The sequence below is a fragment of the Trabulsiella odontotermitis genome, assembly GCF_030053895.1.
Taxonomy (GTDB): domain Bacteria; phylum Pseudomonadota; class Gammaproteobacteria; order Enterobacterales; family Enterobacteriaceae; genus Trabulsiella; species Trabulsiella odontotermitis_C.
Window position 1 is genome coordinate 1,957,578 of the sequence record NZ_CP125781.1, and the last position, 22,538, is coordinate 1,980,115.

Annotated in this window: 19 protein-coding genes, 2 tRNA genes and 1 other RNA gene; 11 read left to right on the top strand and 11 right to left on the bottom strand. The window is 56.1% G+C overall.

The genetic code is table 11. From position 1 onward, the window contains the following. Nucleotides 1-65: 65 nt before the first annotated feature. A complete protein-coding gene (putA, locus tag QMG90_RS09330) occupies nt 66-4,028 on the bottom strand; it encodes a trifunctional transcriptional regulator/proline dehydrogenase/L-glutamate gamma-semialdehyde dehydrogenase (RefSeq protein ID WP_283283549.1) in 3,963 nt (1,320 codons plus the stop codon). Between the two features lie 413 nt (nt 4,029-4,441). Between putA and putP the strand changes: the two genes are divergently transcribed. The 5 genes from putP to phoH all read left to right on the top strand — a co-directional run bounded on the left by putP (nt 4,442) and on the right by phoH (nt 10,820). Continuing rightward, nucleotides 4,442-5,950: a sodium/proline symporter PutP gene (putP, locus tag QMG90_RS09335; RefSeq protein ID WP_283283550.1), complete on the top strand. Its 1,509-nt coding sequence runs from the start codon at nt 4,442-4,444 to the stop codon at nt 5,948-5,950. A gap of 200 nt (nt 5,951-6,150) precedes the next feature. After that, on the top strand, nt 6,151-6,984 hold the full coding sequence (gene efeU / locus QMG90_RS09340) for an iron uptake transporter permease EfeU (RefSeq protein WP_283283551.1): 834 nt from the start codon (nt 6,151-6,153) through the stop codon (nt 6,982-6,984). 57 nt (nt 6,985-7,041) lie between these two features. Further along, the gene (gene efeO, locus QMG90_RS09345; RefSeq protein WP_283283552.1) at nt 7,042-8,172 is read left to right on the top strand and encodes an iron uptake system protein EfeO; all 1,131 of its coding nucleotides are present in this window, start codon (nt 7,042-7,044) and stop codon (nt 8,170-8,172) included. Nucleotides 8,173-8,177: 5 nt separating this feature from the next. After that, on the top strand, nt 8,178-9,461 hold the full coding sequence (gene efeB, locus QMG90_RS09350) for an iron uptake transporter deferrochelatase/peroxidase subunit (RefSeq protein WP_283283553.1): 1,284 nt from the start codon (nt 8,178-8,180) through the stop codon (nt 9,459-9,461). Between the two features lie 570 nt (nt 9,462-10,031). Continuing rightward, nucleotides 10,032-10,820, top strand: a complete 789-nt coding sequence (gene phoH / locus QMG90_RS09355) for a phosphate starvation-inducible protein PhoH (protein ID WP_283283923.1) — start codon at nt 10,032-10,034, stop codon at nt 10,818-10,820. Between the two features lie 12 nt (nt 10,821-10,832). Here phoH and QMG90_RS09360 read toward each other — a convergent pair whose 3' ends face one another. Both QMG90_RS09360 and QMG90_RS09365 read right to left on the bottom strand, forming a co-directional pair. Continuing rightward, nucleotides 10,833-11,267, bottom strand: a complete 435-nt coding sequence (locus tag QMG90_RS09360; RefSeq protein ID WP_283283554.1) for a nuclear transport factor 2 family protein — start codon at nt 11,265-11,267, stop codon at nt 10,833-10,835. 4 nt (nt 11,268-11,271) lie between these two features. Beyond that, complete coding sequence (locus QMG90_RS09365; RefSeq protein WP_283283555.1) at nt 11,272-11,835, bottom strand: nuclear transport factor 2 family protein; 564 nt, start codon at nt 11,833-11,835, stop codon at nt 11,272-11,274. A gap of 127 nt (nt 11,836-11,962) precedes the next feature. Here QMG90_RS09365 and QMG90_RS09370 point away from each other — a divergent pair, with 127 nt between their 5' ends. Beyond that, on the top strand, nt 11,963-12,856 hold the full coding sequence (locus QMG90_RS09370; RefSeq protein ID WP_283283556.1) for a LysR family transcriptional regulator: 894 nt from the start codon (nt 11,963-11,965) through the stop codon (nt 12,854-12,856). Nucleotides 12,857-12,878: 22 nt separating this feature from the next. Here the strand turns inward: QMG90_RS09370 and QMG90_RS09375 are convergent, their stop codons facing one another. The 6 genes from QMG90_RS09375 to QMG90_RS09400 form a co-directional block, all read right to left on the bottom strand. Next, the gene (locus QMG90_RS09375; RefSeq protein WP_283283557.1) at nt 12,879-14,264 is read right to left on the bottom strand and encodes a heavy metal sensor histidine kinase; all 1,386 of its coding nucleotides are present in this window, start codon (nt 14,262-14,264) and stop codon (nt 12,879-12,881) included. Next, nucleotides 14,261-14,935 (bottom strand): heavy metal response regulator transcription factor, encoded by a 675-nt coding sequence (locus tag QMG90_RS09380; protein ID WP_283283924.1) that lies wholly within the window; start codon nt 14,933-14,935, stop codon nt 14,261-14,263. Before QMG90_RS09380 ends, QMG90_RS09375 begins: the two co-directional genes overlap by 4 nt. 39 nt (nt 14,936-14,974) lie before the next feature. Beyond that, nucleotides 14,975-15,745, bottom strand: a complete 771-nt coding sequence (locus QMG90_RS09385; RefSeq protein ID WP_430381677.1) for an alpha/beta hydrolase — start codon at nt 15,743-15,745, stop codon at nt 14,975-14,977. 151 nt (nt 15,746-15,896) lie between these two features. Next, nucleotides 15,897-16,034: non-coding RNA, RtT sRNA (locus tag QMG90_RS09390), on the bottom strand. Between the two features lie 44 nt (nt 16,035-16,078). After that, nucleotides 16,079-16,166: transfer RNA gene (locus QMG90_RS09395), tRNA-Ser, on the bottom strand. Between the two features lie 168 nt (nt 16,167-16,334). Beyond that, nucleotides 16,335-17,195: a pirin family protein gene (locus tag QMG90_RS09400; RefSeq protein ID WP_283283559.1), complete on the bottom strand. Its 861-nt coding sequence runs from the start codon at nt 17,193-17,195 to the stop codon at nt 16,335-16,337. 115 nt (nt 17,196-17,310) lie between these two features. Between QMG90_RS09400 and QMG90_RS09405 the strand changes: the two genes are divergently transcribed. After that, complete coding sequence (locus QMG90_RS09405; protein ID WP_283283560.1) at nt 17,311-18,216, top strand: LysR family transcriptional regulator; 906 nt, start codon at nt 17,311-17,313, stop codon at nt 18,214-18,216. 147 nt (nt 18,217-18,363) lie between these two features. On the opposite strand, the gene QMG90_RS09410 is transcribed toward QMG90_RS09405, so the two are convergent. Next, nucleotides 18,364-18,451: transfer RNA gene (locus QMG90_RS09410), tRNA-Ser, on the bottom strand. Between the two features lie 272 nt (nt 18,452-18,723). On the opposite strand from QMG90_RS09410, the gene ghrA reads away from it, so the two are divergent. The 4 genes from ghrA to QMG90_RS09430 all read left to right on the top strand — a co-directional run bounded on the left by ghrA (nt 18,724) and on the right by QMG90_RS09430 (nt 21,645). Beyond that, entirely contained in the window at nt 18,724-19,662 is a 939-nt protein-coding gene (gene ghrA / locus QMG90_RS09415; protein WP_283283561.1) for a glyoxylate/hydroxypyruvate reductase GhrA, read from the top strand. Nucleotides 19,663-19,752: 90 nt separating this feature from the next. After that, nucleotides 19,753-20,490, top strand: coding sequence for a phosphatase (locus QMG90_RS09420; protein ID WP_283283562.1), 738 nt, complete (start codon nt 19,753-19,755; stop codon nt 20,488-20,490). Between the two features lie 21 nt (nt 20,491-20,511). Next, entirely contained in the window at nt 20,512-21,066 is a 555-nt protein-coding gene (locus QMG90_RS09425; RefSeq protein WP_283283563.1) for a TorD/DmsD family molecular chaperone, read from the top strand. A gap of 96 nt (nt 21,067-21,162) precedes the next feature. Continuing rightward, nucleotides 21,163-21,645: a DUF1097 domain-containing protein gene (locus tag QMG90_RS09430; protein WP_283283564.1), complete on the top strand. Its 483-nt coding sequence runs from the start codon at nt 21,163-21,165 to the stop codon at nt 21,643-21,645. Nucleotides 21,646-21,684: 39 nt separating this feature from the next. Here the strand turns inward: QMG90_RS09430 and csgG are convergent, their stop codons facing one another. Next, nucleotides 21,685-22,518, bottom strand: coding sequence for a curli production assembly/transport protein CsgG (gene csgG / locus QMG90_RS09435; RefSeq protein ID WP_283283565.1), 834 nt, complete (start codon nt 22,516-22,518; stop codon nt 21,685-21,687). Nucleotides 22,519-22,538: the final 20 nt, after the last annotated feature.

Consider the following 22,538-nt stretch of genomic DNA (forward strand, 5'->3'; position numbering starts at 1 on the left):
GGGGTGTGAAATATTGCGTGCGGAGAGAAGCCCGGCAACCCATTCGTTACCGGGCAAAGGATAGTTTAACCAATCGTCATCAGGCTGGCATTTCCGCCTGCGGCGGCGGTATTAATGCTTAATGAGCGTTCATGATACAAACGTTCCAGTAGCAGATTGGTTTCACCACGGGCAAAACCCTGTACCGAGACAATCGCGCCGTCGCGCGCCGCGACCTGTTCGCACAGTTCACGCAACTGATCAGAATCACCATGGTAAATCACCGCGTCAAAGCGCTGTGCCATCAGCGCATCAGGTTTCGCAAAACGGATGCGCTCAGCAACGGCTTTCGGTAACTGTTTCACCAGCGCACGTTGCAGCGGTGCGTCCGGCCACAGCACTTCGCTGCCGACCGCCATCACCGCGGCTAACTGCACCAGCGCATCATCGTCGTTATCCGCCACGCACAGCACGGCTTCGCGCGGCACGAAGGTGAGGGTGTTGCGCTCGCCGGTCGGCCCCGGCAGCAGGCGCTGCGTTCCCGCCTGCGCCAGCTCGCCGTACTGCTGGCAAAGCGCATGCAGCGCCGGGCGGTTTTCTGCCCATTGCGTTAAGGCCAGCAGCGGTTTTTCCAGCAGCGCTTTCAGTTGCGTATCTACCGGGTATTCTGCGTCCTGACGGGCGAGGGTTTTCGTCAGCGCCGTTTCCGGGCGGCTCGACAACAGGCGGTAAAGATAGAGCGGGCCGCCCGCTTTTGGCCCGGTGCCAGACAGGCCTTCGCCGCCGAACGGCTGCACGCCAACCACCGCGCCAACCATATTACGATTCACGTACAGGTTGCCGACGTGGGCATTGCCGGTGACCTGGGCGATGGTCTCGTCGATACGGGTATGCACGCCGAGCGTCAGGCCATAACCGGCAGCGTTGATCTGCGCCAGCAACTGATCCAGCTCGTTGCGGCGATAGCGCACCACGTGCAGCACCGGGCCAAAGACCTCTTTTTTCATCTCGTCGAAGCTGTCGAGTTCAATCAGCGTCGGCGGAACAAAGGTGCCACTGGTCCACTCGCGGGCATCTTCGCTGTTGTCAAAGGCCGCCTGGAAAACGTTGCGGCCTTTGGCGCGCAGGGTCTGAATGTGCTGTTCGATATTCGCTTTGGCTTCCGCGTCGATAACCGGCCCGATGTCCGTCGTCAGGCGACCCGGGTTGCCCATCCGGCACTCCGCCATCGCACCACGTAACATGGTCAGGGTGTGGTCGGCGACTTCTTCCTGCAGACACAGCACACGCAGGGCAGAGCAGCGCTGACCGGCGCTGTCGAACGCCGAGGCCAGCACGTCGATCACCACCTGTTCGGTCAGCGCGGACGAATCCACAATCATCGCGTTCAGACCGCCGGTTTCGGCAATCAACGGTGTCGGGCGACCCTGTGCGTCGAGGCGGCTGGCAATGTTGCGTTGCAGCAGCGTGGCGACTTCCGTGGAGCCGGTAAACATCACGCCACGCACACGGTTGTCGGCGGTCAGTTGCGCACCGACGGTTTCCCCGCGACCCGGCAGCAACTGGATCACCCCTGCCGGAACGCCAGCCTCGCGCAGAATGGCAATGCCCTGCGCGGCGATAAGCGGCGTCTGTTCGGCCGGTTTTGCCAGTACGCTGTTACCTGCCGCCAGTGCGGCGGCAATCTGGCCCGTGAAGATCGCCAGCGGGAAGTTCCACGGGCTGATACATACCACCGGGCCTAACGGGCGATGGGTTTCGTTATCAAAATCGTGGCGCACCTGCCCGGCGTAATAGTGGAGGAAATCCACCGCTTCACGCACTTCGGCAATGGCGTTGCTGAAGGTTTTACCCGCTTCACGCACCAGAATGCCCATCAGCTGTTGCATCTGGCCTTCCATCAGCACGGCAGCACGTTCGAGGATGGCGGCACGCTCTTCCGGCGGGGTCGCGAACCAGATTGGCGCGTTGCTCACCGCGCTGTTCAGCGCCTGTTCCACTTCGCTTTCGCTGGCTTCACGCACATAACCGACCCGGTCTTTCGGTTCCGCCGGGTTAACGACGGGTGTCAGTTCGCCTTCTTCCACCGGGTGCTCCAGCATCGGTAGCGCCTGCCACTTCTGCAACGCGCTGTTCAGTAATGAAGAGGAGAGGGAGGCGAGACGGTGTTCGTTCGCCAGATCCAGCCCCGCCGAGTTGGCGCGGCCTTTGCCGTACAGATCGCGCGGCAGCGGGATTTTCGGATGCGGCAGACCCGGCTGGCCTTCCTGCGCCGCCAGTTTTTCAACCGCATCTACCGGATCAGCAACCAGCTCGTCCAGCGGCAGGGTGTTATCGGCGATGCGGTTCACAAAGGAAGTATTCGCGCCGTTTTCCAGCAGACGGCGCACCAGATACGCCAGCAGCGTTTCATGGGTGCCCACTGGCGCATAAATGCGGCATGGACGGTTCAGTTTGCCTTCCGCCACTTTACCCACCACCTGCTCATACAGCGGCTCGCCCATGCCGTGCAGGCACTGGAACTCATACTGACCCGGATAGTAGTTCTGCCCCGCGAGCTGGTAAATCGCCGCCAGCGTATGAGCGTTGTGGGTGGCGAACTGCGGGTAAATCAGGTTTGGCACACCGAGCAGTTTTTTCGCACAGGCAATATAGGAAACATCGGTGTACACCTTGCGGGTGTAGACCGGATAACCTTCCAGCCCCTCCATCTGCGCACGTTTGATTTCGCTGTCCCAGTAAGCGCCTTTCACCAGACGGATCATCAGGCGGCGACGACTGCGGGTGGCGAGATCAATCAGGTAATCAATCACGAACGGGCAGCGTTTCTGGTACGCCTGAATGACGAAACCGATGCCGTTCCAGCCGGCCAGCTCCGGCTCAAAGCACAGTTTCTCCAGCAGATCGAGGGAGATCTCCAGCCGGTCGGCCTCTTCGGCGTCGATGTTAATGCCGATGTCATACTGGCGTGCGAGCAGGGTTAATGACTTCAGGCGTGGGTAGAGTTCGTCCATCACGCGGTTGTACTGCGCGCGGCTGTAGCGCGGGTGCAGCGCCGACAGCTTGATGGAAATGCCCGGCCCTTCATAAATGCCACGCCCGTTCGAGGCTTTGCCAATGGCATGAATGGCCTGCTGATAAGAGACCATATACGCCTGCGCGTCGGCGGCGGTCAGCGCCGCTTCGCCCAGCATATCGTAGGAATAACGAAACCCTTTTTCTTCCAGCTTGCGGGCGTTGGCCAGCGCTTCGGCGATGGTTTCACCGGTGACGAACTGCTCGCCCATCAGGCGCATCGCCATATCCACGCCTTTGCGGATCAGCGGTTCGCCGCTCTTCCCGATGATGCGGTTCAGGGAACGCGACAGGCTGGCTTCGTTATGTGTGGACACCAGTTTGCCGGTAAACAGCAGACCCCAGGTGGCGGCGTTAACGAACAGCGACGGGCTGCGGCCAATGTGCGACTGCCAGTTACCGTTGCTGATTTTGTCGCGGATTAATGCATCGCGGGTGGCTTTGTCAGGAATACGCAGCAGCGCTTCGGCCAGGCACATCAGCGCCACGCCTTCCTGCGAGGAGAGGGAGAATTCCTGTAACAGGCTCTGCACCATCCCGGCGCGACCGCTGGCGGTTTTTTGGTTGCGCAGTTTTTCTGCCAGCTGATACGCCAGCTTGTGCGCCTGTTCCGCCACGTTTTGTGGCAGACGCGCCTGCTCCAGCAGCATCGGCACCGCATCGGTTTCAGCACGACGGTATGCGGCGGTAATGTTCGCGCGGGTGACGGACTGCGGCAGGATCTGCTCGGCAAATTCGAGGAAAGGCTGGTGGGTTTCATCGACGGGGGCTACCGCCTCTTCGCTTTCATTGGCGGCACCGGAGAGCAGCGCAGGCAGCTCCGGCAGGGCATCGTCATTATCCAGTCTTTCGAGATAGTTAAAAATCGCCTGCTTAATTAACCAGTGCGGTGTGCGATCAATTCGGGTTGCAGCCGCTTTAATGCGTTCGCGGGTGGCGTCGTCAAGCTTAACCCCCATGGTGGTGGTGCCCATTGCCGTTCACTCCTGTGTCTGTTCTTTGAGTACTTTTATTTGGTTACGCAGAAATATCTATCATGTTGCAACTTTGTGCAACCTTGTTAATTGTGACCTGGGTAGCAAGCTTAAAAATGAATGAATTGTTAATAAAGAAAGAAAAATAAAAACAAGCAAGAATAAAACGCAAAACGTTTCCATGCTTTACTTAACAAAAATAAAAGGTGCAACCGTCAGAAGTGTGAGCGAGTGCAACCTGTAAGAATTTAGCTCAGGGCGCAGGGTGCAATCGTTGTAAATGATGTGTTAAATCGTTTGTGAAATTTTAAAGCTTCAGTCAGGATACTGTCCCCCCTGGCATTCACAGAATCATCACCCCGTTCCGGTGATGGAACATAACGGCGAATAAGAAAGCGTTCTGGAGAGGTTTAATGGCTATTAGTACACCGATGCTGGTGACGTTCTGCGTCTATATCTTTGGCATGATCTTAATCGGGTTTATGGCGTGGCGCTCCACGAAAAACTTTGATGATTATATTCTTGGCGGCCGCAGTCTCGGTCCGTTTGTGACGGCATTGTCAGCCGGGGCGTCTGATATGAGCGGCTGGCTGCTGATGGGCCTGCCGGGGGCGATTTTTATCGCCGGGATCTCCGAAAGCTGGATTGCCATCGGCCTGACGGTCGGGGCGTGGATCAACTGGAAACTGGTGGCCGGTCGCCTGCGTGTTCACACCGAAGTGAACAACAATGCCCTGACGCTGCCGGATTACTTCACTGGCCGCTTTGAAGATACCAGCCGCGTGCTGCGTATTATCTCCGCGCTGGTTATTCTGCTGTTCTTCACCATTTATTGCGCCTCCGGGATTGTCGCCGGTGCGCGTCTGTTCGAAAGCACTTTCGGGCTGAGCTACGAAACCGCGCTGTGGGCTGGTGCCGCAGCCACCATTATCTATACCTTCATTGGCGGCTTCCTCGCGGTCAGCTGGACCGACACCGTGCAGGCCAGCCTGATGATTTTCGCGCTGATCCTGACCCCGGTCATCGTTATTCTGACCGTCGGCGGTTTTGGCGATTCGCTGGAAGTGATCAAACAGAAAAGCATCGAAAACGTCGATATGCTGAAAGGGCTTAATGTCGTCGCCATCATTTCGCTGATGGGCTGGGGACTCGGCTATTTCGGCCAGCCGCACATTCTGGCGCGCTTTATGGCGGCAGACTCGCACCACAGCATCGTGCATGCCCGTCGTATCAGTATGACCTGGATGATCCTGTGCCTGGCGGGTGCGGTGTCAGTCGGTTTCTTCGGCATTGCTTACTTCAACAACAACCCGTCGCTGGCAGGCGCGGTGAACCAGAACGCCGAGCGTGTGTTCATCGAGCTGGCGCAGATCCTGTTCAACCCGTGGATCGCCGGTATTCTGCTGTCAGCGATTCTGGCGGCGGTGATGTCCACCCTGAGCTGCCAGTTGCTGGTCTGCTCCAGCGCCATTACTGAAGATCTCTACAAAGCGTTCCTGCGTAAAGGCGCGAGCCAGACAGAGCTGGTGTGGGTAGGGCGCTTTATGGTGCTGGTCGTGGCGCTGGTGGCGATTGCCCTTGCCGCTAACCCGGAAAACCGTGTGCTGGGGCTGGTGAGCTACGCCTGGGCGGGCTTCGGCGCGGCGTTTGGCCCGGTCGTGCTGTTCTCGGTGTTGTGGTCGCGCATGACCCGCAACGGCGCGCTGGCCGGGATGATCATCGGTGCCGTCACCGTCATCGTCTGGAAACAGTTCGGCTGGCTGGATCTGTACGAAATCATCCCGGGCTTCATCTTCGGTAGCCTTGGCATCGTGATTTTCAGCCTGCTGGGTAAAGCGCCGTCTGCCGCCATGCAGCAGCGTTTCGCGGAAGCGGATGCGCATTACCACTCGGCACCGCCGTCACGTTTACAGGCGGAATAACCCCTGAAAAATCATCCTGAGCCCGGTTTTTGGGCTCAGGAATTCCTTTCCTGAATCCATTCCCCCCACAATTTTTACATCCTGTCATTATTCTCGCGACATTTTGCTTGTGTTTATTTGTGGCGTAATGATAATCGCAATCACTAAGATTTACTTTTCTTTGCATCAACTGACCGTGATTCACATTTAAGGATGTCGGCATGTTTGTTCCATTTCTCATTATGTTACGTGAAGGACTTGAGGCGGCGCTTATTGTCAGCCTGATCGCCAGTTATCTGAAGCGCACCCAACGCGGGCGCTGGATTGGCGTAATGTGGATCGGCGTGTTTCTCGCCGCGGCGTTGTGTCTCGGTTTAGGCATCTTTATTAACGAAACCACCGGCGAGTTCCCGCAAAAAGAGCAGGAGCTGTTTGAAGGGCTGGTGGCGCTGGTCGCGGTCATCATCCTGACGTGGATGGTGTTCTGGATGCGCAAAGTGTCGCGCAACGTCAAACAACAGCTGGAACAGGCGGTGGATAACGCCCTGCAACGCGGCAATCACCACGGCTGGGCGTTGATCCTGATGGTCTTTTTCGCCGTCGCGCGTGAAGGGCTGGAGTCGGTGTTCTTCCTGCTGGCGGCGTTTCAGCAGGATGTCGGTATCTGGCCGCCACTGGGGGCGATGCTCGGCCTGGCGACGGCGGTGGTGCTCGGTTTCCTGCTCTACTGGGGCGGCATCCGGCTTAATCTCGCCGCGTTCTTCAAATGGACCAGCCTGTTTATTTTGCTGGTGGCGGCCGGGCTGGCGGCGGGGGCGATCCGCGCTTTCCATGAGGCCGGGCTGTGGAACAACTTCCAGCAGGTGGCGTTCGATTTCAGCAACGTGCTCTCCACCCATTCGCTGACCGGTACGCTGATGGAAGGCATTTTCGGCTACCAGGAAGCGCCGAGCGTCAGTGAAGTGGCGGTTTACTTTATTTATCTGATTCCGGCGCTGGTGCTGTTCGCACTGCCGCCGCGTGCCGGTACGACAGCGTCCCGTACAGCACCCTGATGTCATTCGACGCATTACACTATTTAGTTACAACATACTTATTGAAAGGGATAGGTCATGACAACTAACTTCCGCCGTAGTGCGCTGCAAGTGGGTATTGCTGCGCTGTTCGCTTCTGCTTTTGCTGTTCAGGCTGCGGATATTCCGCAGGTCAAAGTGACCGTCAACGACAAACAGTGTGAGCCGATGAGCATCACCGTCAATGCCGGTAAAACCCAGTTCATCATTCAGAACCACAGCCAGAAAGCACTGGAATGGGAAATCCTCAAAGGCGTGATGGTGGTGGAAGAGCGGGAAAACATCGCCCCGGGATTCACCCAGAAGATGACCGCCAACCTGCAACCTGGCGAATATGACATGACCTGCGGCCTGCTGACTAACCCGAAAGGCAAGCTGATTGTCAAAGGCGAAGCGACGGCGGCGGACGCGGCCAAAGCGAATGCCGTGCTGAGCCTCGGCGAGGCGATCACCAGTTATAAAACCTACGTCACCGCCGAAACCGCGGAACTGGTCAAAGGCACCAAAGCCTTTACCGATGCGGTAAAAGCCGGGGACATCGAAAAAGCGAAAGCGCTGTATGCGCCGACGCGTCAGCACTACGAGCGCATCGAACCGATCGCCGAGCTGTTCTCTGATCTCGACGGCAGCATTGATGCCCGTGAAGACGATTACGAGCAGAAAGCGGACGACCCGAAATTCACCGGCTTCCACCGTCTCGAAAAAGCGCTGTTTGGCGACAACACCACCAAAGGGATGGAACAGTACGCCACCCAACTGAACACCGACGTGCTTGAGCTGCAAAAACGCATCAGTGAACTGGCGTTCCCGCCGTCAAAAGTCGTGGGCGGCGCGGCCGGGCTGATTGAAGAAGTGGCGGCCAGCAAAATCAGTGGCGAAGAAGATCGCTACAGCCACACCGACCTGTGGGATTTCCAGGCCAACATCGATGGCGCGCAGAAAATCGTCGACCTGCTGCGTCCGCAACTGCAAAAAGAGAACAGCGCGCTACTGGCGAAAGTCGATGCCAACTTCAAAAAATTGGACGCGATCCTGGCGAAGTATCGCACTAAAGACGGTTACGAAACCTACGACAAACTGACCAGCGCTGACCGTAACGCACTGAAAGGGCCGATCACGACGCTGGCGGAAGACCTGGCTCAGTTGCGCGGGATCCTGGGACTGGACTAAGCATCATGGCACAACAAAAACATGACGACGTGAACGAACCGTCACGTCGCCGTTTACTCAAAGGTATCGGCGTGCTGGGAGGCGCGCTGGCATTCAGCGGCGGATGTCCGGTCGCCCATGCGGCAAAACCGCAGAGCGCGCCGGGCACCGTATCGCCGGATGCGCGTATGGAAACGCAACCGTTTTATGGTCTCCATCAGTCCGGCGTGCTGACGCCGCAACAGGCATCAATGATGCTGGTGGCGTTTGATGTGCTGGCAAGCGACAAAGCCGAACTTGAGCGGCTGTTTCGTCTGCTGACGCAGCGCATCGCCTTTCTCACCGCGGGTGGCCCGGCACCGGATACGCCTAATCCGCGCCTGCCGCCAATGGACTCCGGCATCCTCGGGCCGTACATCGCCCCGGATAACCTGACCATGACCGTATCCGTGGGGGATTCCCTGTTCGATACGCGTTTTGGTCTGGCCGGAAAAGCGCCGAAAAAACTGCAAAAGATGACGCGCTTTCCGAATGATTCGCTGGATGCCTCGCTGTGCCACGGTGACCTGCTGTTGCAGATCTGCGCCAACACCCAGGATACAGTGATTCATGCGCTGCGCGATATTATCAAACACACGCCGGATCTCTTGAGCGTGCGCTGGAAGCGGGAAGGGTTTATCTCTGACCACGCGGCGCGCAGCAAAGGCAAAGAGACGCCAGTAAACCTGCTGGGCTTTAAGGATGGTACGGCGAATCCCGACAGCAGCGATGCGCCGTTGATGGACAACGTTGTCTGGGTAACTGCCGATCAGGACGAACCCGCGTGGGCGGTGGGCGGCTCTTACCAGGCTGTGCGCATCATTCAGTTCCACGTTGAGTTCTGGGATCGCACGCCGCTGAAAGAACAGCAGACGATTTTCGGTCGCGACAAGCAGAGCGGGGCGCCGCTGGGGATGCAGCATGAGCACGACGTGCCGGATTACAGTCGTGATCCGAACGGCGACGTGATTGCCCTCGATAGTCATATCCGTCTGGCAAACCCGCGCACGCCGGAAACGCAGTCCAGCCTGATGATGCGCCGGGGCTACAGCTACTCCCTCGGTGCAAGCAACTCCGGTCAGCTCGACATGGGGTTACTTTTTGTCTGTTATCAGCACGATTTGGAAAAAGGTTTCCTGACGGTTCAAAAAAGACTCAACGGCGAGGCGCTGGAAGAGTACATCAAACCGATTGGCGGCGGTTTTTTCTTTGTGTTGCCGGCAGCGAAAGATAAGCAGCACTATCTTGGGCAGACGCTGCTAACTGCCTGATGCATAACCTGCCCGCAAGGGCAGGTCTCATTTTTCCTCGTCAATAAATCCTTTTGACGCTTATTGTTTTCTGTGCGCATAATTCAATTATCAATAATTCGATATTTTTTCTGATTCCAGGTTGTTGATATATTTCTGTAATATAAATACCAGATACTTCCCCGGACTGAACGGGAAGCTGAACGTTATGTTCAAGTAAAAAATATGTTGCACTAATGATAATTTGTGATGTACTTATTGACATAAGCGGTAGTTCCCGGCAGTGATGTAGTTCCACGATGGAGATCGCTAATGGTTGCGTCCTGTACTGGACAAAGCAGAAAAGTAACAACCCGCAACACCCAGCACGGAGCCTCAGCCTCCGGCAGCGACTTCTTCACCCCTGAATTTTCCCCATTTTCTACAGCAAACGCATTCACCAGTGTGGCGCAGGGTGCTTCGCAACGTGCGCCTGCACTATTTTCACCAGCAAGCAATGGCTTACAAGGAAGCCAAACCTCAATCGTTCGTACGCATAGTCGTGCCGTTCAAGGCGCGTGTGATGAATACCAACAACGCAAGGTGCTATCCATGGGAAGACAAAAAGCAGTGATCAAAGCTCGTCGTGAAGCAAAACGTGTGCTGAGACGAGATTCACGTAGCTATAAACAGCGTGAAGAAGAATCGGTCACCTCGCTTGTGCAGATGAGTGGCGTGGAATCAATTGGCATGGCACGGGAAGGCCGTGATACTTCTCCAGTTGAAGCACGCAATGACGCTCAGGTGCACTACCTGAATGCTATCGAGAGTAAGCAGCTGATCTTTGCAACCGGTGAAGCCGGATGCGGTAAAACCTGGATCAGTGCGGCGAAAGCGGCGGAGGCCCTGATACATAAGGATGTGGACAGGATCATTGTTACCCGTCCGGTCCTGCAAGCTGACGAAGATCTCGGCTTCTTACCCGGAGACATATCCGAGAAGTTTGCGCCTTATTTCCGCCCCGTTTACGACGTGCTTGTGAAGCGGCTGGGGGCATCCTTCATGCAATACTGCCTGCGACCAGAGATTGGTAAGGTGGAAATCGCGCCGTTCGCCTATATGCGTGGACGTACCTTTGAAAATGCGGTGGTGATCCTTGACGAGGCCCAGAACGTCACCGCAGCGCAAATGAAGATGTTTTTAACGCGCCTCGGGGAGAACGTGACGGTTATCGTGAACGGCGACATCACCCAGTGTGATTTGCCCTCTGGCGTCCAGTCAGGGTTAAGCGATGCGCTCGCACGTTTCGAGGAAGATGAAATGATAGGTATCGTCCGTTTCACCAAAGACGACTGCGTACGCTCTGCGCTGTGCCAGCGTACGCTGAATGCCTATAGCTAGACGACGGTTCTGTTACGCACTCAAGGCCCGGGAAACCGGGCTTTGTTTTTCATTAAACAGGGCATTCATTTTGAATGAATCATAATATCCCCAGATTTTTATGATTTTCTGATGCTCCAGGCGCAGTACCCAGCAGTAGTGCATATTGAAATCTGCCCCGTTTTTGCCTTTACCCCCGGTCGCGTGGAATTGCAGGCAGGCGAGGTCGCCATCCACCATCATCGTATCGACGATCGGCACAGGCCAGGAGGCCAGCTTGTCATCCAGTCGTTTCAGCAACTGGTTGCGGTAGTTTTCCTTACCCCGGTAGCACCCTGCGACCGGAGATGTTCCCATGGCATTGAATTCCAGATCGTCGTGCAATGCGGCCATAAAATTCTCGCCCCATCCCTGATCTGCTATCGACTGAAAGAGCGACGACAAAAACAGGCGGTTTTCTTCACTCATGATCTCACTCCGTAATGGTGAATGGCTTCGGGTAGGTTGCGTTCAGCACATCTGAAAGACCTCGCGCCAACAGCTGGCGCGGCGCCGGGCTACCGTCGACGGGAAGCAGCGTTCTGCTGCGGATTTTCCAGCGTCCGTCGTGGCATTCAAGCTCCCAGCGGTTAATGACCACCCGGTGGATGCGGTACCCCGTGGACGTGCCATGATTCGCCATTTCCCGCGGCTCGCCCTGTTTATCCAGCTGTAACAGCTGCAAATAGGAGGTGACAATGGCCTTATCGCCACGCAAATCGATAAGCGGTAAGCCGGTAAAATGCGCCAGCCCGCTGTTGATCGCCTCTTCATGCGCGGGTCTGAGAATGAACGCCGCGATGGCATCTACCCCTTTCGCACCATCCAGTCCCTCGCCACGATTAAACACGCCATCCTCCATATAGACGGAGGCCGTATATTCAGCGAGTCCGCTATCGGCACTCGGCGGATGCGCGGCAATCAGTTCATAAATCGCTAATTTCGCTTCGATTATCCGAAGCCGTTGTTCTGTGGTGAGTTGATTTTCGTCAGCCATACCTCGCCTCACTTTGTTTTTTCAGGTCGGTTTGAAACGGTATGGTCAGTATAATTATTTTGTCTGATTACATAATCGGCGTACAACTGCATGCAGTGATTAGTTTTATTTAATAATGAGAGGATAAATGATCAGCCGTACGCATTTTCTGGCGCTGAATACGTTTGTCATGGTCGCTGAGAAACTGAACTTCAGAGCAGTTGCGGACCAACTGGGCGTCTCCGCGTCTGCCGTCAGCCAGCAAATCAACGGGCTTGAAGAGGATCTGGGGTTACGGCTTTTCAACCGGACAACGCGTTCCGTAAGCCTGACAGAGGATGGAAGGGCGCTTTACCTGCAAACTGCCCCCTTACTGGAAAATCTGTCCGGTGCGATCAGGCAGGCGCAGTCCCGCAGTCAGATCATCCAGGGCAGTATTCGCATCCATGCTTTTCGTTCTGCGGCGGACATGTTGCTGGACAGCAAAATCCCTTTCTTTCTTGCCGCGTTTCCTGATGTGCATATTGATGTCGCCATCCACGACTCCCCGGTTGATCTCATCGCGGGAGGATATGATCTTTCGCTTCGGCTGGGCGAAGTGCTCGCGCCCGGATTAGTGGCGGTTCCCGTTGGTGGGCCGTTGCATCAGATCGTGGTGGCAGCACCGTCTTATCTTGCGGCGCATGACCGCATCCGGCAGCCGGAAGATTTAATTCATCACAACTGTATTGGCTGGCGATGGCCGGGAACGGTAACGCCGGAACCCTGGCAATTCGCTTATGACGGCCAGTTAAAAACGATGCCGGTGAGCGGAAATCTGGTGGTGGATGATCGCGAACGGCAATATCAGGCGGCGATCGCCGGCGTCGGTGTGGCTCAGGTCACCGAGGAGCGAGTGCGCGCACATCTCGCTTCTGGCGCACTTCATCGCATTCTTGAGACCTGGGAGACTGAATTCGCCGGATATTATCTTTGCTGGACCGCAGGACGCTCGATGTCGCCAGCAATGAGAGCATTTATTGACGCGTTGCGGCGTGCATAAACGTTATTCGTTATGTTAGCAGTTAATGGGGAAAATGCAGCCAGAATGTCGTCCGGCGCTGGTCGCATGTTACACCACAGCGCCCCTGATGCAGTTGCATAATACTGCGAACAATCGACAGGCCCAGCCCGCTGCTGTTTTCCGAGGCGTGGCGTGCGCTGTCGGCGCGCCAGAAGCGATCGAACAACCTTTCCTGTTGCTCTTGTGGAATTGCATCGCCATGATTGGTCACGCTAATCAGCACGCCATCGGATTTCTGCTGCGTCTCAATGTGGACATCGCTATGGCTGTCGGCGTAGCGGATCGCGTTAGCCAACAGATTGGCGACGGCCCGCTGTAACAGGTCGGCATCGGCCATGATGTTTCCGGTGACCGAAAAGCGCAGGGTGATATGCCGCTCTTCCGCCGGGCCTTCAAAATACTCTGCCAGCGGATGCAGAACCGACTCCAGAGACAACGGCACTTTGTGAATCGCCTGGCTGGCATTTTCTGCCCGGGCAAGGAACAACATTTTGTCGATCATCGTCGACAGGCGCACCAGCTCTTCAAAATTGGAGCCGAGTAGCGCGGTGTAATAGGCTTCGGGACGTTTTTGCGTCAGCGCAATCTCCGTTTGCCCCAGCAAATTGCTGATCGGTGTGCGCAGATCGTGGGCCATATCCGCGCTGACCTGGCTCAGCTGTTGAAAGCTGGTTTCCAGCCTGTCCAGCATCTGATTAAAGGCGTTGATCAGCGGCTGTAGTTCGGTGGGCGTGCTGCGCAGGGTGATGCGACGCCCCAGGTGGCGCACATCAATGGCTGATGTTTCTCTGGCGAGGCGTTGCAACGGCTGCAGGCTGCGCCGGGCTAATAAGGCGCTGAGGATGATCACCGCCAGCGCGGCGCACAGCGTGATCAGGACAATCTGGCGCAGATAGTTCGCCTGGATTTGTGAACGCTCCGTCATGAGCCTGCCGGTAATAATTTCAAGCTGACGTGGCGGCTGACCGGTAATCGCCAGCGCGGCGGCTGAAATAAAGGGCACGCCATTTTGCGCAGGCTGATGATGCACATCGGTCAGGTTGAGTGGTCGGCTGGCAACCACCGGCACATGCTCAGGCAACGGACGCTGACCGGGATTCACCTCTATCAGCGGCGGCTGGCCCGGAAAACGCAGCACCAGCAGCGATTCGGTGTTGCCCAGCATGTTAGTAAACAGGTGCGGCTTTTTGCGGAGCATCTGCTGGACATCTTCATCCAGCACCAGCGTGCGGATTTGATCCAGGCGGTTGAGTAACGCGGTGTCGTCGCGAATGCTCAGTTGCTGGCAAAGAGACTGATAGAGCGCCGTCCCCACGCCGATCAACACCACCAGTACCGCGGTTCCCATCATCAGTGATAATCGGGTGCTGATGGCCAGGTTTCTCATCGCTTTTCCTCACAGCAATAGCCCACGCCGTGCACGGTATGGATCAGCGGAAAGGCAAAAGGCGCATCCACTTTTTGCCGCAGGCGGCGGACGGCCACATCCACCACGTTAGTATCGCTGTCAAAATTCATATCCCAGACGCGCGAGGCGATAAGCGTCCGGGTCAGCACCTGACCGGGATTCTGCATAAACAGCTGTAGTAAGTTGAACTCTTTGTTGGTCAGATCCAGGCGTACGCCCGCGCGTTCCACCCGGCGGGTGGTGATATTCAGTCGCAGATCACCGACGTCCAGTTGTTCTTCCCGCTTCGCCTGTCCGCCCCGGCGTAGCGCGGTACGAATACGGGCCAGCAGTTCGGCAAACGAGAACGGTTTGACCAGATAGTCATCCGCACCGAGCTCCAGCCCCTTGAGTTTGTCTTCTAACGTGCCTTTGGCGGTGAGGAAAATCACGGGTGTATCAAGCTGCTTATCCAGCTGCGCCATCACTTCCCAGCCATTCATCTGAGGCATCATCACATCTAACAGGATGAGGTCGTAATAGTACTCCTGAGCCATAAACAGTCCTTCCTGACCATCTGGCGCGACATCAACCACATAACCGGATTCAGTTAAGCCGCTGCGCATGTACTCACGCGCCTTGGGTTCGTCTTCTATCACCAGTATTTTCATCATGGCTCCTGGACGTGTTCCCTGCGCAGCAGCGGTAACTCATTTCTGCGCGATGTTGGCTGCTTGCTCAATCAATGTAGCGACTTCATCGGGGCGAGACTGAAAAATGGAATGGCTGCCGTCGACTTCCACAGTATGACTTTTGGCGCGTTTAGCGTACATACGCTGCAAATCAGGATTAATGATTTTGTCCGATTTAGCCACCATATACCAGCTGGGTTTGGTTCTCCATGCGGCTTCAGTCACCACAGCCGCAAGCGAGGTTGGCGACGTGGGGATTTGCGCCTGTGCCTGAAACTGTGCCAGCTCACGCGGCAGGTCAGCAGCAAAATCACCCGGGAAGTACTTTGGATCAAGCATCACGTAGCCATCCGCGGTTTTAATAAAAGGATGGGCCGTGTTGGGATATTTTTTGCTGACTTCAGCCCGGTTCTCCCCGGCATCCAGCGCATGAGCGGCGATATAAACCAGCCCGGTGACTTTGGGGTCATTACCCGCCTGAGTGATAATCGCACCACCGTAGCTATGACCAACCAGAATGACCGGGCCATCCTGGCGGTCCAGAATACGTTGGGTTGCCGTGACATCGTCAGCAAACGAGGTTAACGGTTCCTGTACCAGCGTGACCTTGTAGCCATCTCGACTCAGAATATCGTAAACCGGTTTCCACCCGGAACCATCAACGAAGGCGCCGTGTACCAGCACAATATTTTTCACCGCGGCGGCCCCGGCGGCGTGGCTGACACCAGCCATCATCAGGGCTGCGGCGACAATGCTCAGTACTGCTTTGTTTTTCAGTTTCATGCTCATTTCTCCTCACAGGAATTGACTTTCGATGTGGGAGTGAGTGTAGCGAGAGGGTTCTGACAACAGGGTGAGTGAGTTATGACAAAAAAATGACGGAGCGGGAGAGACATGCGAAAAAAAAGCCCGCATTAGCATGCGAGCTCTTCTTCAAATATGGCGGTGAGGGGGGGATTGACTCGCTTCGCTCGCCCTGCGGGCAGCCCGCTCACTGCGTTCGCGATCTGTCCAACGTGCTAAAGCACGTTGTCGAACCCCGGTCGTGGGTTCTCATCCCCCCCGATGCGGAGCTACATGCAAAAAAAAGCCCGCATTTGCATGCGAGCTCTTCTTTAAATATGGCGGTGAGGGGGGGATTCGAACCCCCGATACGTTGCCGTATACACACTTTCCAGGCGTGCTCCTTCAGCCACTCGGACACCTCACCATATTGTCTCGTTGCCTGACCGCGTAGGGGGCAACGGGGCGCTACTATAGGGAGTTGCAGGAAAACGGTCAAGCATATTTTCAGCTTTCTGTTTCATTCGGTTAAGCAATAATCATTCCCCGCCTCGTCCATGAGGCAGGGAACGGTTTATGCTTCGATCTGCCCGGATTACATCTGTCCAAAACGGCCGGAATTGAAATCCTGAATCGCTTCGGTGATCTCCGCTTTGCTGTTCATGACAAAGGGACCATAGCCGACAATCGGCTCGTCGATCGGCTCACCAGACAGCAGCAATACGCTGGCGTCCGACGAGGCATGCAGATGCAGTGATTCGCCGTTCTGGCTCAGCACCACCAGTTGTCCTTCATGGGCGTCTGATTCGCCGTTGACCGTCACGCTACCCTCAAGGATCACCAGTGCTGTGCTCCAGCCTTCCGGCTGCGTCAGCGTAAGATCATGCCCCTGATTCAGCGTCATATCCCAGACGTTCATCGGCGACCAGGTCTGCGCCGGACCAGTTGCATTGTCATAATGACCGGCAATCACGCGCAGCGTGCCACTGTCGTCGGGCAGGGCCACGGTCGGGATGGTCTCCTGAGTGATGCTCTGATAGCCCGGCGCCGCCATTTTGTCTTTCGCGGGCAGATTGACCCACAACTGGATCATTTTCAGCTCGCCGCCCTTGCGCGAGAAGTCAGCAGAATGAAACTCTTCATGCAGAATACCTGCTCCCGCCGTCATCCACTGCACATCACCGGGGCCGATCACGCCGCCCTTGCCGGTCGAGTCGCGATGTTCGACTTCACCGGCATAGACCAGTGTGACGGTTTCGAATCCGCGATGCGGGTGCTCGCCCACGCCACGTTTTACGCCATCCGCAGGAAAGGTATGCGGACCCGCGTAATCCAGCAGCAGGAACGGACTGAGCTGCTTGCCATGGGACTGGTAAGAGAACAGAGAACGCACTGGAAAGCCATCGCCCACCCAATGCGGACGCGGCGCGGTATAAACACCGGTAATCTGTTTCATCACTCTCTCCTGCAATGTGAATTTACGATATGGATTAGCTTACATTCGGCATTAATAGATCGGTAGGGCGCAAAAATGCTCTACACTGTTCCGAAAAGGGAACAATGGAGTAAACATGCAGGATCTCAATGACTTCGCCTGGTTTGTACAGGTAGTGGATCACGGTGGATTTGCTGCCGCAGGGAGAGCGCTCGGCCAGCCGAAATCAAAACTGAGCCGTCGCATCGCGCAACTGGAAGAGCGACTCGGTGTGCGGCTGATTCAGCGAACGACGCGCCAGTTTACCGTCACCGAACTGGGGCAAACCTTTTATCAGCACTGTAAGGCGATGATGGTTGAAGCGGAAGCTGCGCAGGATGCGATAGCCGCATTGCAGGCGGAGCCGCGTGGCACGGTAAAAATGACCTGCCCGGTGACGCTACTGCATGTGCATGTCGGTGCCATGCTGGCAAAATTTATGGTGCGCTACCCGGACGTTAAATTGCAACTGGAAGCCACCAACCGCCGTGTTGATGTGGTGGGCGAGGGGGTTGATGTGGCGATCCGCGTACTGCCCCCGCCTTTTGATGACAGCGATCTGGTCATGCGGGTGATCGCTGATCGCGGCCAGCGTCTGGTCGCCAGCCCTGAACTGGTGGCGCGGATGGGTGAACCGAACGCACCTGCCGAACTCAGCCACTGGCCGGGGCTGAGCCTGAGCGAGGGCAAGTATCTGCATCGGTGGGCGCTGAACGGTCCCGAAGGCGCTCACGCCGACGTGCATTTTACCCCCCGGCTGATTACTTCTGACATGCTGGCGCTGCGTGAAGCCGCCATCGCTGGCGTGGGCATCGTGCAGTTACCTCTGCTGATGGTGCGCGATCAACTGGCTTCGGGCGAGCTGGTGGTCGTGCTGAAAGAGTGGGAGCCACGCCGGGAAGTTATTCACGCACTGTTCCCGTCCCGCCGGGGGCTGCTGCCATCGGTCAGAGCACTGGTGGATTTTCTCACCGAAGAGTATCGCGCGATGGTGGAAGATTGAGGGGTGTGTCGTTGTAGTAGTTGTAGGTCGGGTAAGCGAAGCGCCACCCGACAAACAAACCGCACAAAAGCCAACGGTTCTCATCCCCCCCTGGCGGAGAACATAAAAGAAAAAGCCCGCATTTGCATGCGAGCTCTTCTTCAAATATGGCGGTGAGGGGGGGATTCGAACCCCCGATACGTTGCCGTATACACACTTTCCAGGCGTGCTCCTTCAGCCACTCGGACACCTCACCATATTGTCTTCCCGTTGTTGCCGGGACGGGCGCTAATGTAGGGAAAACCATACTGATCGTCAACTGACTTTTCACAAAAATCGCGTGTTTAGCTAATCTTCAGGCAACTTGCTTCTAAATCGAACCGGAAACGCTTTTTTTGTCAGCAACCGGCTTTTTAAAGGCTGCACGAAAGAAATTTGCTATGCTGATAAACCGCGACAAAACAACCAGTAACCGCATGCGGGATTGGCATTAAACCGCAAAAGCGCGTTTATCCGTCTGGAGACCCAATGAATATCATTTTCTACCATCCCACCTTTGATATTCCGTTCTGGATTGCAGAACTGGAGAAACGACTCCCCGGCGCGAAAGTGGGTGAATGGAAAAGCGGCGATAACGGGCCTGCGGATTACGCTCTGGTCTGGCATCCGCCGGTGGACATGCTGGAGGGGCGGTCGCTGAAAGCGGTGTTTGCCCTGGGCGCGGGTGTGGATTCTATTCTGAGCCAGTTGCATGCCCACCCGGAAATGCTGCCGCAAACCACGCCGCTATTTCGCCTCGAAGATACTGGCATGGCGCAACAAATGCAGGAATATGCTGTCAGCCAGGTACTGCACTGGTTCCGCCGTTTCGACGATTATCAACAGCAGAAGAACAACGTTCACTGGCAACCGCTGCCTGATTATCAACGTGAAGATTTTACGGTAGGTATTCTGGGTGCGGGCGTGCTCGGTGGTAAAGTGGCGGAAAGTCTGCTCGGGTGGGGGTTCCCGGTGCGCTGCTGGAGCCGCAGCCGCAAAAGCTGGCCCAACGTCGCAAGCTTTGCCGGAAGAGACGAATTAACGGATTTTCTGCGCGAAACCCGCGTACTGATTAACCTCTTGCCCAACACACCGGAAACGGTGGGCATTATTGATAAGACATTACTGGCACAGCTCAGGGATGAGAGTTATCTGCTCAACCTGGCGCGCGGTGTTCATGTTATTGAAGAGGATCTGTTGCAGGCGCTGGAGAGCGGTAAGGTCAAAGGCGCGATGCTGGATGTCTTCAACCAGGAGCCGCTGCCGGCGGAAAGCCCGTTGTGGAAACATCCCCGGGTGGCAATAACGCCACATGTGGCGGCGGTCACGCGCCCGTTACAGGCAATCGACTTTATTTCCCGTACTATCCGGCAACTTGAGCAGGGTGAAACGGGTAGCAAACCGGTGGATCGCCGCTCAGGTTATTGAATACCGCACCCGGCGGGTCGCGTCGGGTTTTTTACTCATAAAGTTCACGCAATCCTGTTATCCTTTGCGTAAAACAGAGAGGAGAAAGCAATGTATCCCGTCGACCTGCACATGCACACCGTCGCCAGTACCCATGCCTACAGCACCCTTCATGACTATATTGCTGAGGCGAAGCGCAAAGGGATCGCGCTGTTTGCTATCACCGATCATGGCCCCGATATGGCCGATGCCCCACACCACTGGCACTTTATCAACATGCGCATCTGGCCGCGCATGGTGGATGGCGTCGGCATTCTGCGGGGCATTGAGGCAAACATTAAAAACACTCAGGGCGAAATTGACTGCACCGGACCGATGCTGACGTCCCTGGATCTGATCATCGCCGGGTTCCATGAACCGGTTTTCCCGCCGCAGGATAAAGCCACCCATACCGAAGCGATGATCGCCACCATGGCCAGCGGCAACGTGCATATCATCAGCCATCCGGGTAACCCGAAATTCCCGGTTGATATTCCGGCTATCGCCAAAGCGGCGGCGAAATATCAGGTGGCGCTGGAAATTAACAACTCTTCGTTTGTCGCGTCACGCATTGGCAGCGAAGACAACTGCCGTGCCATCGCCGAAGCGGTGCGGGACGCGGGCGGCTGGGTTGCGCTCGGCTCTGACTCGCATACCGCGTTTACGCTGGGCGATTTCACTGAATGCCAGAAAATTCTTGATGCCGTCGATTTTCCCGAAGATCGCATTCTGAATGTCACGCCGCGCCGTTTCCTGAATTTCCTTGAAGCTCGCGGGATGGCGCCGATCCCTGAATTTTCTGAACTGTAATTTGTTAACTGGAATAACTGAATGAACGAGTTTTCAATCCTCTGTCGCGTGTTGGGATCGCTGTACTACCGTCAACCGCAGGATCCGTTGCTGATGCCGCTTTTTACGCTGATCCGCGAAGGCAAACTGGCAGAAAGCTGGCCGCTGGAACAGGACGAGCTGCTGGAGCGTCTGCAGAAAAGCTGCGACGGGCAGCAGATCGCGGCGGATTACAACGCGCTGTTTGTCGGTGCCGAGTGCAGCGTACCGCCGTTCGCCAGCCACTGGCAGAGCGAGATCAAAGAAGCAGATGTACGCGCGTTCTTGTCTGAACGTGGTATGCCGCTCAGCGACGCGCCTGCCGATCACCTCGGTACGTTGCTGCTGGCCGCGTCCTGGCTGGAAGATCAGTCGGAAGAGGATGAAAGCGAGGCGCTGGAAACCCTGTTCGCAGAATACCTGCTGCCCTGGTGCGGCACCTTCCTCGGCAAGCTGGAAGCCCACGCCGCGACGCCATTCTGGCGGACGATGGCACCGCTGACCCGCGAGGCGATTTCCGCCATGTGGGATGAATTACAGGAAGAGAACGAAGAGTGATTTAAATCACACTATCAATGTAACGTGAAATCATTGCGTGATGATAATGTGCCTGATATCACAATTGCGTGGCGCGTTTCTGCTATGATCCGCGCCATGAACATACTCTTTTCAATTGCACTGACGACAGGCATTCTCTCCGGTATCTGGGGCTGGGTGGCGGTCTCTTTAGGTTTACTGAGTTGGGCGGGTTTTCTCGGCTGTACCGCGTATTTCGCCTGTCCGCAGGGCGGGCTGAAAGGGCTGCTGATCGCCACCTGTACGGTGATGAGCGGTGTCCTGTGGGCGCAGGTCATTATGTATGGCAGCGCGCTGGCACCACATCTGGAAATCCTCAGCTACGCCATGAACGGCATCGTCGCGTTTCTGATGTGCATCCAGGCAAAACAGCTACTGCTGTCGTTCGTTCCCGGCACGTTTATCGGCGCAGGCGCGACCTTCGCGGGGCAGGGTGACTGGCGGGTGATTGTTCCGTCGCTGGCGCTGGGTCTGCTGTTTGGTTATGCAATGAAAAACAGCGGTCTGTGGCTGGCCTCCCGGCGGATGAAAGCCGAATCGCCATCATTACAACGTGAATAAAAAAGCGTGGCCCGGCGCCACGCTTTTTTTTGCCTGTCATCAGGATTCCGGCGGTACCGACATCTCGCGGTACTTCGCCAGCACCGGGTTATTCAGATCGGCTTTGTTTTGCAGGTCCCACAGGCTGCGGTCGATGCCATCGTTAATCAGATAGATGACCCCCGTTTCAATCGCCGACATCAGGCACAACATCACCGGTTCGTTGGCGGTATAGCCAATTTCTCCTTCCAGCAGACGCTGATAATCAATAAAGCGGAACACCCCGGCCTGCACTTCATAAGAAAGAATGGTTTTGCTGGTATTCACCGACGACAGCACTTCGCCGGTACTGACGTTAACCACCCGCAGGTTGACCGCGATTTGATCGAGCTGGTATTGCGTGTCCGCGCCAATCCCGAAATAGCGTGCCCCCACACCACCGGATTTTACATTGCTCTCGTAACCAATAATCGAGCCTTCAATCATGATGTTGGCCGCGGTCAGCGACTGCAGCGGAATGCGGTTGTTAATCGCCACCGTGCCGTTTTCCTGCGCCGCGCGAATGATTTTGCGTTCATTCAGCAGGTTTTGCAGACCCTGGCGTTCAAGCGGCACAAACCAGCGCGAATCCTTCAGCGCTGTTACCAGCATGGCGGTGGCGCTCTGCGGTACGGCGGTCGAGAAGTTACTGGCCGGGTAGGGTTTGAACTGCCCGGTTTCATCCTGAATGTTGTACACCGAAACAAAGATCTTCCCGCTGGGCATCGGTAAATGGGTTAAATCACGATAGCTCTGCGCCCGCGGCATTAACGTCGGTTTTGCGGCTTCTTTTGGCGGGGCCGTTAAACATCCGCTCATTAAACTGACAGCCAGGAGAAGTAATAAGCGCTGCATGATAGTCGTCCTGTAATAAC